The sequence below is a fragment of the Parvibaculum sp. genome (assembly GCF_030694575.1).
GTDB lineage: Bacteria > Pseudomonadota > Alphaproteobacteria > Parvibaculales > Parvibaculaceae > Parvibaculum.
On sequence record NZ_JAUYUS010000082.1, the window covers coordinates 1 to 13,161 of the forward strand.

Consider the following 13,161-nt stretch of genomic DNA (forward strand, 5'->3'; position numbering starts at 1 on the left):
CCGGCGCTCAACACATCCCGCCAGCGCCCGTTCGTGCCCTTGTTGATGAAGGTCGTGGCGCCGCCTTCCCAGAGCAGGCCGCCAAGCGGTGCGCTCTTGTCCGCGTGTTTCTTCATATAGTCGAAGGTGCAATGTTCGACGATCGCCGGCCAGCGCGCTTCGTCAACCTCGATGTCCAGAAACGCCGCGAGGCGGCGGATCTCGCCTTCCATGTCGTGTTTCATCGCGTCGAAATGCATGAAATGGATGTTCGGGAGGTGGCGGATGGCCCACCAGCTCGAAACATTCTCCCAGAAAGACCAGAAGGGATAACCGTCGCGCGCGACCCAGTCGTTGAAATAGGTGCGGACGTCGCTGGTGACGCGGCCGATCTTTTCGCCGACGAGGCCGGGCGTTTCGTTCAACGCCTCGTAGAAGGCGTCGTTTGCATTGGCGTGGTGGTTGTACATGGACCAGAGAACGTCGCGTCCGTCGCGGCCGATATAAATGTATTTCGCCTTCGGCGAGTAGACGAGGGCGTCGACCGGCAAATGCGTCTTCACGAAACGGCGGTGGGTCTGCGCTTCGAGCGCTTCAAGCTTCACCTCTGCCGGCGGCACGCGCAGGTCGAGCCAGTGCGAGAGTTCGTTCACCGGCACATCCTCGGCGCCGTTGAAGATCAGTTGACCGACAATCTGCTGCGTCCATGTGGTGCCCGCCTTGCCATAGGTCGAGATCACGATATCGCCGTCGCGAAACCTGAAGTCGTTCCACACGGTCGATTCGAAATGATTGCTGTGCAGCTCGCGCGTCTTTTGCGGCCACGCAATATCCGTCGCCATTCCTGTCCCCCCGCTACGATTCGTTTGTCCGTGGAGAGACTATCGGCCGTCGCCGGCGTGTGGAAGGGACAAAAAAACCGCCCGGAGCGGGCTCCGGGCGGCGTGTTTCGGCGCTACTTTGCCGGTCAGGCCGTCGCGGCCTCGCGCGAGCGCTCGAGGGGGCCGGGGCCCTTGCCGGCTTTCTCCGCCTCCTGGCCAGCGAGCCAGCGTTCCGTTTCGAGGGCGGCCATGCAGCCCATGCCCGCCGCCGTGACGGCCTGGCGGTAGATGTCGTCCGTCACGTCGCCCGCCGCGAAGACGCCGGGGATGCTGGTCGCGGTCGAATCCGGCGCGGTCACGAGATAGCCGCCGGTCTTGGTCTTCAACTGGTCCTTGAAGAGTTCGGTCGCCGGCGAGTGGCCGATCGCCATGAAGACGCCGTCGGCCTTCAACTCGCGCGTCTCGCCCGTCTTCACGTTGCGGATGCGCGCGCCGGTGACGCCGGGCGGGTTTTCGGTGCCGAGGATTTCGTCGATCGCCGAATCCCAGATCACTTCGATCTTCGGATGATTGAAGAGGCGCTCCTGCATGACCTTTTCGGCGCGGAACGTGTCGCGGCGATGGATCACCGTCACCTTGGTGGCGAAATTGGTGAGGAAGAGCGCTTCCTCGACGGCGGAATTGCCGCCGCCGACGACCAGCACTTCCTTGCCGCGATAGAAGAAGCCGTCGCAGGTGGCGCAGGCCGAGACGCCGAAGCCCTGGAATTTTTCCTCAGAGGGAATGCCGAGCCACTTCGCCTGCGCGCCCGTCGCGATGATGAGTGCGTCGGCGGTGTAAAGCGTGCCGCTGTCGCCCTTGAGTTCGAAGGGGTGCTTCGAAAGGTCGGCGGAGACGATCGTGTCGGCCACCATCTCGGTGCCCATGTGGCGCGCCTGCGCCTCCATCTGCTCCATCAGCCAGGGGCCCTGAACGGCCTCGGCGAAGCCCGGATAGTTTTCGACTTCGGTCGTGATGGTGAGCTGGCCGCCCGGCTGGATGCCCTGCACGAGCACCGGCTGCAGCATGGCGCGCGCGGCGTAGATCGCAGCCGTGTAGCCGGCGGCGCCGCCGCCGACGATGAGGACTTTCGAGTGTTTCTTTTCCGACATGATGCTTCCGTTCGGCTTGCGCTTCGGGCGGGTAGGGCGGCGGGCCCTCCGGTCCACTATATAGGGACCGGGAGGGCCCGCCAAAAGGCGGTTTAGAGTGCCTCTGCGTGCACGCCCAGATATTTGGCGACGCCGGCGGCGTCCGCCTTCATGCCTTCCTGGCCCTTCTGCCAGCCAGCCGGGCAGACTTCGCCGTGCTCTTCGTGGAACTGCAGCGCGTCGACCATGCGCAGCGCCTCGTCGGCATTGCGGCCGAGCGGCAGGTCGTTGACGAGCTGGTGGCGGACGACGCCCGCGCGGTCGATCAGGAAGGTGCCGCGCAGTGCCACGCCGTCCTTTTCGATCAGCACGTCATAGTCGCGCGCGATCTGCTTGGTCATGTCGGCCACCATCGGGAACTTGACCGGGCCGAGTCCGCCGTCGTTCGGGGCGGTGTTGCGCCAGGCGGCATGCGTGAACTGGCTGTCGACGCTGACCGCGATCACCTTCACGTTCATCGCCTCGAATTTCGGCACGCGGTTGGAGTAAGCGAGGATTTCCGAGGGGCAGACGAAGGTGAAGTCGAGCGGGTAGAAGAACACCAGCCCGTAAGAGCCGTTGAGGTATGAGCGGAGATTGAAGTCCTCGACGATCTCGCCATCCGGCAGGACGGCGGCGGCGGTGAAATCGGGGGCCTGTTTGCCTACGAGAACGGCCATTTACGGAAACTCCTTTGAACTGAATGGGTTAGTCTTGAGTGTTTCCAGCTATTTAGACGCATTCTAAAGCATATTCAAGGAAATTTGCTGCACTGCGACAAAATATCTGGGTAATAAAATGGGGTGTGGCGGTTCCGGGAACCTGCGGGATTCAGGGGAGATTCGGATGCGGCCGCCAGATGGGTGAAGACTCTTTTTGGCCTGCCGCCGCACGCCGCTGCCCCGGCTTTGACCGGGACACCTTTTCATTTGACCGTTCCGCCGTTTCCTCCCGTTTGCTTTTGTACGCTTGATCGGCCTTGAGTAGGTTCCGGCGCGCATCATCCGGACAAAAAGGGGAATCACCATGGCCAGATCGCCGTTCCTGCTCGCCATCGGCGCTTCAGCCGTTGCAGGCGCCGCCTTGTTCGCGAGCGTTCCGCCGCAGGAGGCGAAGCCCTCGCAAGCCGAACTTGAAATACTGCTCGATCCGCGGCTGGTCGCGCAGAACCAGTGCGGGCGCGGCGGCAGGGAGCGTGCGGCCTTCTTCAAACCCTCTTTTCAGCTCGCATTGGCGGCCTCGGCGCAAGCCGCGACGAACGCCGCCGACGAGAAGCTGCCGCTCTGGCCCGGCCTCGGCGACCGCACGGTTCGGATCACGACAGCGAGCGACGAGGCGCAGGTCTATTTCGACCAGGGCTTTGCGCTGCTCTACGGCTTCAATCACTGGGAAGCGATCCGTGCCTTTCAGGAGGCGCAGCGGATCGATCCCGGTTGCGCCATGTGCTACTGGGGCGAAGCGAAGGCGCGCGGGCCCAACATCAATGCACCGATGGATGCGGGTGAGGAAGATCCGGCGCTCATCGCGATCGGCAAGGCTGTGGCGCTTGCAGGCAACGCATCCGCGAAAGAGCGGGCGCTGATCGAGGCGCTGGCGCTGCGCTACGTGGCGGACGGAGAGATGGCGCGCGCGGAACTCGACAAGCGTTATGCCGAGGCGATGGAGAAAATCCACACGCGCTATCCCGGCGATCAGGACATCGCGGTCCTTTACGCCGAGGCACAGATGGATCTTTCGCCGTGGAATTACTGGGAGCGGGATCAGCGGACGCCGAGGCCGCATATTGCCGGCGCGATCAAGGCCGTGGAGAGGGTTCTCGCCGCGAACCCGAACCATGCGGGTGCCATCCATCTCCAGATTCATCTGATGGAAGCCTCCGCGATGCCGGAGCGTGCGGAGAAAGGCGCGGGCCGTCTTGCCGATTTGATGCCCGGTGCCGGCCATCTCGTCCATATGCCGGGGCACATCTATTTCCGCGTCGGCCGCTATCTCGACTCGCTCGAGACGAATGTGCGCGCGGTCGCGGTGGACGAAGCCTATCTGGCGAAAACGGAAGGGTCGCCCATCTATCGCTACGGCTATTACCCGCACAACGTCCATTTCGTTCTGGTCTCGGCGCAGATGGCGGGCGATGCGAAGACGGCGCTCGACTATGCACGGAAACTCGACGGGCTCATTCCCTTCGACGCCGTGACATCCGCCGCCATCGTCCAGCCGGTCAAGGTGGCGCCTTACTATGCCTATCTCGAATTCGGAACGGCGGACGACATCGCCAACATGCCCGAGCCGCCGGACGGCCTTCCTTTCGTCAAGGGAATATGGCGATACGTGCAGGGCGTGGCGGCCGCGCGCGCGGGCGATCTCGCGGCGGCGCGGGCCGAGGCCGACGCCATCGCCGCGCTTCGGGGCGACGAGGCCCTGACGCCGCTCGCCGCTACGAATGTGCCGGCGGGGGATATCCTGCTTCTCTCCGAAACGGTGCTGCGCGCCCGCATCGATCAGCGCGAGGGCAAGCTCGACGCCGCACGCGCGAAGCTCGAACAGGCCCTCGTCCTTCAGGACGGTCTCATCTATTCGGAGCCACCTTACTGGTACTATCCGGTCGAGCAGACGCTCGCCGCGGTGTTGCTCGAAGCGGGCGATGCGGATGCGGCGGTCGCACGGTTCCGGGCCGCGCTGGTCCGTCACCCCAACAATGCATGGTCGCTTTACGGGTTGATGAAAGCGCAGGAGGCGGCGGGCGACGCGGCGGCGAGCTATACGGCGGAACTGTTGCGCAAGGCCGCGTTCGATCCGGGCGCGATCACGCTCGACCGGCTGTAGAAAGACAAAAGCCACCGCATAGCGATTGCGGTGGCTTTTTTATCTCTCAGAACCCGAACATGTGATCGAGGCAGAAGCTCTTGTCGCCGTTGATCATGCCGTGGAAGCCGAAGAGGCGGCAGGTGGTGTCGCGAATGATGACATAGCCTGCACCGCCCATGCGTTCGCGTTCTTCGCGGCTGAACATTTCCGACAGGCGCCAGTGGAGCGAGCCGCCGCAGGCGATTTCCACTTTCGTTTCCGCGACCGGCTTGCCTTCCGCGTCATGCAGGATGAGCAGGGTCGAGCTTTTCTCGTGCCAGGGCGTCGAGGCTGGATAGATCAGGTGGCAGAGCGTGTCGAGCGCGCCGTTCTCGAGCGCGGGGCCCGCCACGCGCAGGAAGAGCCGCGTCGTCAGCCCCGGCGGCTTGTTGGTGTAGCTCTGCGGTTCGTCCTTGTAGATGACGGCGGTGTTGTAGATATGCGCCCCGAAGATCGTCTCGGCGCGGTGGCCGCTCGATTTCTGTTCGAAGCGGCCGAGCGCGTGGAGCCAGCCGTTGCCGTCGCCGCCCTCGCGGAAATCGTAGAGGAATTCGACATGGCCGTAGCCCGAGGGAAGCTTCAGCGCTTCCTCCTTCATCCATGCCTCGATATCGACTTCGACGCTTTCGCGGCGTGGGATGCGGCCGAGATATTTCGTGGCGACGGTCTTGCCCGTCGCGTCGATCATTTCCGCGCGAAGCGGCATTTCATGCTCGTCGCGCGCCATCGGCGTCGGCAGCATCACGGTTTCGAACTTGTCGCGCGGCAGGATCGGCAGGGGCATGATGTAGCCCTTGCCCATGTGCTTTTCGAGCCTGGCGATTTCGGGGTTCGGTTTCAGGTCCGTGCGTTCGACATTGGCATGGGCGATGCGGCGCTGGCCGCCGTCGCGCTTCACCTCGTAGCGCGGGCGCACGAAATAACGCCCCGCCACCACTTCGATCTGGTCCGGCCATTTCGCATGCGGCAGCAGGCTTTCCACCGGAATGCCGCGCGTGCCGAAGGGCGGGATTTCGTCCTCGTACCATGAGACGTCCTGCGCCCCCATGATGTTGAGGCCGACCGTGCGCGGCGGGATCGGCATCGGGTGCGAATTCTGGACGAAGAGCGTCACGCGCTCGTCCGCGTCGCCCGCCGGCATGCCGGCATAGTAATCCGCCGGCCAGGCATTCGCGTCGTGGCTGCAGGAGAGCGCCAGTCCGTTCTCGCCATACATGTCGAGCGCGTATTTGACGACGTCGTGGCCCTTGATGCGGACCGCATGGATGAAAAGCGAGCCGGTGAAGTCCTCGAGGCCGAAGCGTTCGCGCACTTCAGCGCTGTCGATGGTGAAAGGCGCCCCCGCGACGGGCAGCGTCTCGCGCCATTCGGCGAGCTGTTCGCCCTTTTCGCCGAAGAGGCAGAGCCAGAGTTCCGGGCTGTCCGCGCCGTGCAGGCCCCAGTAGTTGGCGCTGGCGACGCGCGTGTGGATGCCGTCGGCGCCGTTCGCGCCCTTCTTTTCGCGCAGCAGTGCGAAGTTGGTCGCGAAGTTCAGCGGGTCGAGATAGTTCGCCTTGTTGGTCAGCATGTCGTCGGGCAGGCGGATGTCGTCGAGTGTCGCGATGCGCGCGCCGTCCGGGAAAACGTGAGCGATGGAGGGCAGCGTCTTCTGCGCGTCGAAGGCGAGCACGAGCACCGCTTTCGCGCGGCTGTTCTTCATCGCGTTCACAGGCTCGGCGTCGTGGCCGAGGAAAGCGCCGCCGAGGTCTTCGACGCGCTGGACGAAATAGCCGGCCACGTCGAGACGCGAGAGGTCGTAATAGGCGTGGAAATTGCCGATGGTGCCGGAGGGATCGTAGATCGCGACCGGGCCGGCCTTTGCGAGGTCTTCGATCAGTGCATGGCCCTTCGGCGCGGTCAGCGGGTGGCCGAGCGCCTTGAAGAGCGTCGCGCCGCCGGCATTGTTGCCGGGCCGCCAGCCATGCGAAAGATCGGCATTCTTGAACGTCTCGATTTGCAGCGTCATGCTTTTACCTTGCGCGTCTCTCAGTAGGTTTCAGGCGAGACTTCGCGCGTGGCACGCGAACCGAACGGGTTGAGGCGTTTCAGCGCCGCCGTGAAGCGATGGCGCCGCTGCTCGTGGCTCACCACGTCCTCGTCGCGCACCCAGTTCATCTGGATGGCGCGGCGCTGGCCCTCGAAGGGCTCGTGGCCGTGCCATGAATTGTCGGAGCGCTTGAAGATGAGGAGCGTGCCGCCATTGGGCGAGACTTCCTCGACCGCGTCGTTGAGGTCGGTGCCCGAGCGCAGGATGCGGAGCCGGCCGCCGCCCGCTTCCCAATCCTGGTTGAGATAGAGCAGCACGGTGATGATCTTCGACGGCGTGTCGGTGTGGATCTTGCCGTTGGTGCGGCTGCAAAAGCCGCGGATTGTGAACATGGTCGGGCGGTCGGACAGATCGATGCCGAACTTCTCCTCGATCGCGTCCCGGAATTCCGGTCCGTTCATCTCGGCGAGCAATTGTTCGAAGCTGCCATAGATGTCGAGTTCGCTGGGCGGGATCGACCCTGTGGAATCCATGGGAGGAAAATCCGCGATCACGCTGTCGAGCGCCTTGCCGGTCACGAAGGCGGGAACGACGAGATATTCGTAAGGATCGGTCTTCAGCGGTGTCGCGCGCAGCGCGTCGATGTCGAGCAAGCTCATGATGCCGTCTGCCTTGTTGTCGCGCCCGTTTCGCATCCGGGCGTTTTCTGTTGGCGATCTTGCGGAAGCGGCGGGGCCTCTGGCAACGATCCAAATGTCGCGGCTGCCAATTGCCGCACCGGATTAACCCTTTTCGGCGTGTGCCTTGTGCTTCTCAAGCCGCGCCGCGATGGCGCGCGCAATCTCATCGGTAGCATTTAATGGCTCGTACTCCCAGCTTTCAAGCTGGCCGGCAAAGGGCCGCGCCGCCCCGGTGGCGTAGATCGCATCGAGAAAGCGGCGGAATTTCGCCGAGCCGCCCTCGAGTTCGATCACATATACGGGCTTTCCGGTAAACGCCGCCTCACCGGCCATGTTGACCGAGTCGCAGGTGACGACCACGGCGTCCGCGAGGCCGAGAAAGCCGAAATAGGGGTTGTCGCCGGTGCCGTCCCACATGACGGCGGGCTTGTTCTTCAGGGCGTCCCGGATGATGCGCGCCTGCGCTTCGCCCGTGCGGCGCGACGGCGTCACCATCAGCCCTGCGCCGTAATGTTCCGCGAGCCCGGCGAGTTGTGCGCCGATCCGCGCCGCCACTTCCTCGCTCATGCGGTACACGGAATTTGTGCCGCCGAGCAGCACGGCAACGCGCGGGCGGGGCAGGTGGGCGACACCGGGCGCGAATTTCGCCGCTTCCGCCGCAAGCCGCTCGCGCGTCAGCCGGTGGGGCGAGACCACGGTCGACAACACATTCGGGCCTTCGAGGCGGTCATGCGCAGGTGCCCAGACGAAGTCGAAATTCGATGGCGCGATGCGCGGGTCCTGCAGGATCGCGGTGAAGGTTTTGCCGCCCGACTTCCGGCGGATCATCCGCGCATAGGGAATGGACTGGCGGCCGGAGGCGATCAGCAGGTCGGGCCAGGGCGGGGCGATTTCGCCATTGGGCTCGGCGGGGCCCCAGGGCGCCAGCCAGCGCCAGGGCTTGCCGGGCGTCACGCGCTTCATCACCGGGGCCGCGCCCAGCGCCTCGGCGATGCCGAGGCCCTGCGTTTCGAAGCCGGCCATGCCATTGGTCAGCACCCAGACGCTCAAGGATGCCGCGGCGTGGCGGAAACGGCTGTCGGCGTCGCCTTTGGGGCTGTTTTCGGTCATAATCGTGCGCTATCGGGTAATTTTATTGCTGAATCGGGTCGGCATTCAGAGTAAGTAAAACGCCGCCATTCACAAGTCACGCCGGAACTATTCTCCGGCAACCCCGGGGGACAGGGCCATGAAACGGGCCAAGCTCGATCATATCGACCTGCAGATCCTCTCCGAGCTGCAAGCCGATGGGCGCATCACCAATGTCGATCTCGCTTCGCGCGTCGGCATTTCCGCGCCGCCTTGCCTGCGCCGCGTTCGGGCGCTCGAAAATGCGGGGTTGATCCGCGGCTATCATGCCGATCTCAACGGCCGCGCGCTCGGCTTCGAGGTGACGGTCTTCGCGATGGTCGGGCTTCATAGCCAGGCGGAAGCCGATCTGAAGGCGTTCGAGGCGGAAGTCGCGACATGGCCGCTGGTCCGCGAATGCCACATGCTCAACGGCGAAATCGACTTCATATTGAAATGCGTCGCGCCCGACCTTTCCACCTTCCAGAGCTTCCTCACCGAAAAGCTCACGCCCGCGTCCAATGTCGCGAGCGTGCGCACCTCGCTCACCATCCGGCAGTCGAAGCACCTGCCCGGTGTGCCGCTGGAAGCGCTGGAAGAAGAGTAGAGACGCCTAGCCGAAGCTGATCTTCAGGATTTCATAGCTCTTGCCGCCGCCGGGCGTCACGACTTCGACGCTGTCGCCGACCGATTTGCCGATCAGGGCACGCGCCAGCGGCGAGGTGATGGAGATACGGCCCTTCTTCACATCGGCTTCAAGCTCGCCGACGATCTGGTAGGTTGATTCCTCGTCATTGTCCTCGTCGACCAGCGTGACGGTCACGCCGAACATGACGGTGTCGCCGGAGAGTTTCGTCACGTCGATGACGTCGGCGCGGGACATCTTGTCCTCAAGCTCGGCCACACGGCTTTCGTTCAGGCCCTGCTGTTCCTTCGCCGCGTGATATTCCGCGTTTTCGCTGAGATCGCCATGCGCGCGGGCTTCCGCGATCGCCTTGATGATACGCGGCCGCTCCACGGACTTCAGAAACCTGATCTCCTCTTCCAGGGACCTGTAGCCCTCGGAAGTCATTGGAACCTTTTCCATTTCTCTCGACGATCTCTCTTGGGTTTACCGTGCCCTTGGCGGCTCCCGCCGGGCTTTCAGTCTCGTATCTTTTGTGAAAATCCCGCCGGGCTCCTTTCGGAGCCCCGAAGGCGGGACAACCATCCGATTGTGGGGAGCGCGACGGGGCAGGTCAAATGCGATTTGCGTTGCCCGCCCGAACCCGGGCCCGCCTGTCTCTAAATATAGGACTGGAGAGAGGCGACTTCCAGTTGGCCCTTGCGGATGGCGTCGATGCCTTCCACGGCCGCGCGGGCGCCCGCCACGGTCGTATAGTAAGGCACCTTCATCATCAGCGCCGAGCGGCGCAGCGACATCGAATCGGAGAGCGCCTGCGCGCCTTCCGTGGTGTTGAAGACGAGGGCGACCTCGCCGTTCTTGATCGCATCCACGATATGGGGCCGGCCTTCCAGCACCTTGTTGATGGTGCCGACCTCGATGCCCTGTTCGGCGAGGTAGCGCCGCGTACCGCCCGTCGCGATCAGCGTAAAGCCCATGTCGAGGAGCTTTTTCGCGGGCGCCACGATCTTCGCCTTGTCGCTGTCCTTCACCGACACGAAGACCGTGCCCGTCACCGGCACCTTGGTGCCGCCGCCAAGCTGGCTCTTCGCGAAGGCGACGGCGAAGCTCCTGTCGAGGCCCATCACTTCGCCGGTCGAGCGCATTTCCGGCCCGAGAATGGTGTCGACGCCGGGGAAGCGCGCGAAGGGGAAGACCGCTTCCTTCACCGCGACGCGGCCATGCGCGTTCGGCTTCAGGTCGAAGCTTGCGAGGCTTTCGCCCGCCATGACCTTGGCCGCAATCTTCGCCACCGGCTCGCCGATCACCTTTGCGACGAAGGGCACGGTGCGGGAGGCGCGCGGGTTCACTTCGAGCACATAGATCGTGCCGTCCTGGATCGCGTATTGCACGTTCATCAGCCCGCCGACATTCAGCGCCAGCGCCATGTCGCGCGTCTGGCGTTCGATCTCGGCAATGGTTTCCGCCTTCAGCGAGTAAGGCGGCAGCGAACAGGCGCTGTCGCCGGAATGGACGCCTGCTTCCTCGATATGTTCCATGATGCCGCAGATGACGACGTCCTTGCCGTCGCACAGCGCATCGACGTCCACTTCGATGGCGTCGCGCAGGTAATAGTCGATCAGCACCGGGCTCTTGCCGGACACGATCACCGCCTCGGTGATGTAGCGGTCGAGATGCGCCGCGTCGCGCACGATCTCCATGCCGCGGCCGCCAAGCACGTAAGAGGGGCGGATGACGACAGGGTAGCCGATGCGTTCGGCAATCGCCTTCGCTTCGGCGGCGGACCGCGCGATGCCGTTCGGCGGCTGCTTGAGGCCGAGCTTTCCGAGCAGCACGGAGAAGCGGTCGCGGTCTTCGGCGAGGTCGATGGCGTCGGGCGAGGTGCCGAGGATCGGCACTTTCGCGCGTTCGAGGTCGTTCGCGAGTTTCAGCGGCGTCTGGCCGCCGAACTGCACGATGACGCCGAGAAGCGTTCCCTTCGACATTTCGAGGTCGATCAGTTCCAGCACGTCTTCGGCGGTCAGCGGTTCGAAATAGAGCCGGTCGGACGTGTCGTAGTCGGTCGACACGGTTTCCGGGTTGCAGTTCACCATGATGCTTTCGATGCCGATTTCGTCGAGCGCGAAAGCGGCGTGGCAGCAGCAATAGTCGAATTCGATGCCCTGGCCGATGCGGTTCGGTCCGCCGCCGAGGATGATCGCCTTCTTGCGGTCCGACGGGTCTGCCTCGCAATCGGCCTTGCCGTCGAAATCGGTCTCGTAGGTCGAATACATGTAGGGCGTCAGGCTTTCGAACTCGGCCGCGCAGGTGTCGATGCGCTTGTAGACCGGGCGCACGCCCATCTCGCGCCGTGCCTTGCGCACGGCTTCCTCTTCGGAGCCCGCGAGTTCCGCCAGCCGCGCATCGGAAAAGCCCATCGCCTTCAGCCGGCGCATTTCCGCTTTCGTCTGCGGCAGGCCTTTGCCACGCACTTCCGCTTCCGCGTCGACGAGACCCTGAAGCTGTTCGATGAACCAGGGATCGTAGGAGCAGGAGGCCTGTATCTGGTCGTGGCTCATGCCCTCGCGCAGCGCCTGCGCGATCACGAGCAGGCGGTCCGGCGTCGGGCGGCCGAGCGCGGCGCGAATGGCGTTCTTGTCGTCGCCTTCGCCCATGCCGGGCACGGTCACTTCGTTGAGGCCGGTGAGGCCCGTCTCCATCGAGCGCAGCGCCTTCTGCAGGCTCTCCTGGAAAGTGCGGCCGATGGCCATGGCCTCGCCGACGGATTTCATCGCCGTGCCGAGCAGCTTTTCGGCGCCCGCGAATTTCTCGAAGGCGAAGCGGGGGATTTTCGTGACGACATAATCGATGGTCGGCTCGAAGCTCGCGGGCGTGACCTTGGTGATGTCGTTCCTGAGTTCGTCCAGCGTGTAGCCGACGGCAAGCCTTGCGGCGACCTTCGCGATCGGAAAGCCCGTCGCCTTGGAGGCGAGCGCGGAGGAGCGCGAGACGCGCGGGTTCATTTCGATGACGACGAGGCGGCCGTCCTTCGGGTTGACGGCGAACTGCACGTTGGAGCCGCCGGTCTCGACGCCGATCTCGCGCAGCACGGCGATGCTGGCGTTCCGCATCACCTGGTATTCCTTGTCGGTGAGCGTCAGCGCGGGTGCGACGGTGATGCTGTCGCCGGTGTGGACGCCCATCGGGTCGATATTCTCGATGGAGCAGATGATGATGCAGTTGTCCGCCTTGTCGCGGACGACTTCCATCTCGTATTCCTTCCAGCCGAGCACGCTTTCCTCGACCAGCACCTCGTTGACGGGGCTCGCGTCGAGGCCGCTTTCGATGATGTCGGCGAATTCCTGGCGGTTATAGGCGATGCCGCCGCCCGTGCCGCCCATGGTGAAAGAGGGGCGGATGATCGCGGGCAGGCCGACGAGTTCAAGCGCCGCAAGTGCTTCTTCCATATTGTGGGCGACGCGCGAGCGCGGGCTTTCGAGGCCGATGCGGTCCATCGCGTCGCGGAAGAGCTGGCGGTCTTCGGCCATCTCGATCGCTTCGCGCTTCGCGCCGATCATCTCGACGCCGAATTTTTCCAGCACGCCCATGTCGGCGAGCGCCAGCGCCGTGTTGAGCGCGGTCTGCCCGCCCATTGTCGGCAGCAGCGCGTCCGGCCGTTCCTTCTCGATGATCTTCGCGACGATTTCCGGCGTGATCGGCTCGATGTAAGTCGCGTCCGCGAGTTCCGGGTCCGTCATGATCGTGGCGGGGTTCGAGTTCACCAGGATGATCCGGTAGCCCTCGTCCTTCAGCGCCTTGCAGGCCTGCGTGCCGGAGTAGTCGAACTCGCACGCCTGCCCGATAATGATCGGCCCCGCGCCGATGATCATGATGCTTTTGATGTCTGTACGTTTGGGCATGAGTGCTTGTC

At 64.1% G+C, this 13,161-nt stretch carries 10 protein-coding genes; 2 read left to right on the top strand and 8 right to left on the bottom strand.

Features of this window, described 5'->3' with window-relative positions:
- From Q8S60_RS11630 to Q8S60_RS11640, 3 genes are all read right to left on the bottom strand, one after another.
- A partial coding sequence (locus Q8S60_RS11630; RefSeq protein WP_305668572.1) for a sulfotransferase domain-containing protein occupies window positions 1-821 on the bottom strand: 821 nt, incomplete at its 3' end.
- Between the two features lie 125 nt (window positions 822-946).
- Window positions 947-1,951 carry a thioredoxin-disulfide reductase gene (trxB, locus tag Q8S60_RS11635; RefSeq protein WP_305276439.1) on the bottom strand — a complete coding sequence of 335 codons (1,005 nt, stop codon included), beginning with the start codon at window positions 1,949-1,951 and terminating at the stop codon, window positions 947-949.
- Window positions 1,952-2,043: 92 nt separating this feature from the next.
- Entirely contained in the window at window positions 2,044-2,649 is a 606-nt protein-coding gene (locus Q8S60_RS11640) for a peroxiredoxin (RefSeq protein ID WP_305276440.1), read from the bottom strand.
- 346 nt (window positions 2,650-2,995) lie between these two features.
- Here Q8S60_RS11640 and Q8S60_RS11645 point away from each other — a divergent pair, with 346 nt between their 5' ends.
- Entirely contained in the window at window positions 2,996-4,792 is a 1,797-nt protein-coding gene (locus tag Q8S60_RS11645; protein ID WP_305276441.1) for a hypothetical protein, read from the top strand.
- A 46-nt stretch (window positions 4,793-4,838) separates the two neighbouring features.
- Here the strand turns inward: Q8S60_RS11645 and Q8S60_RS11650 are convergent, their stop codons facing one another.
- The 3 genes from Q8S60_RS11650 to Q8S60_RS11660 form a co-directional block, all read right to left on the bottom strand.
- The gene (locus Q8S60_RS11650) at window positions 4,839-6,818 is read right to left on the bottom strand and encodes a hypothetical protein (RefSeq protein WP_305276442.1); all 1,980 of its coding nucleotides are present in this window, start codon (window positions 6,816-6,818) and stop codon (window positions 4,839-4,841) included.
- A 20-nt stretch (window positions 6,819-6,838) separates the two neighbouring features.
- Complete coding sequence (locus tag Q8S60_RS11655) at window positions 6,839-7,534, bottom strand: 2OG-Fe(II) oxygenase (protein WP_305276443.1); 696 nt, start codon at window positions 7,532-7,534, stop codon at window positions 6,839-6,841.
- Between the two features lie 87 nt (window positions 7,535-7,621).
- Window positions 7,622-8,629 (bottom strand): mitochondrial fission ELM1 family protein, encoded by a 1,008-nt coding sequence (locus Q8S60_RS11660; protein ID WP_305276444.1) that lies wholly within the window; start codon window positions 8,627-8,629, stop codon window positions 7,622-7,624.
- Window positions 8,630-8,747: 118 nt separating this feature from the next.
- On the opposite strand from Q8S60_RS11660, the gene Q8S60_RS11665 reads away from it, so the two are divergent.
- Window positions 8,748-9,233 carry an Lrp/AsnC family transcriptional regulator gene (locus tag Q8S60_RS11665; RefSeq protein ID WP_305276445.1) on the top strand — a complete coding sequence of 162 codons (486 nt, stop codon included), beginning with the start codon at window positions 8,748-8,750 and terminating at the stop codon, window positions 9,231-9,233.
- Between the two features lie 6 nt (window positions 9,234-9,239).
- On the opposite strand, the gene greA is transcribed toward Q8S60_RS11665, so the two are convergent.
- Entirely contained in the window at window positions 9,240-9,713 is a 474-nt protein-coding gene (gene greA, locus Q8S60_RS11670) for a transcription elongation factor GreA (protein WP_305276446.1), read from the bottom strand.
- 197 nt (window positions 9,714-9,910) lie between these two features.
- On the bottom strand, window positions 9,911-13,150 hold the full coding sequence (gene carB / locus Q8S60_RS11675; RefSeq protein ID WP_305668573.1) for a carbamoyl-phosphate synthase large subunit: 3,240 nt from the start codon (window positions 13,148-13,150) through the stop codon (window positions 9,911-9,913).
- Window positions 13,151-13,161: the final 11 nt, after the last annotated feature.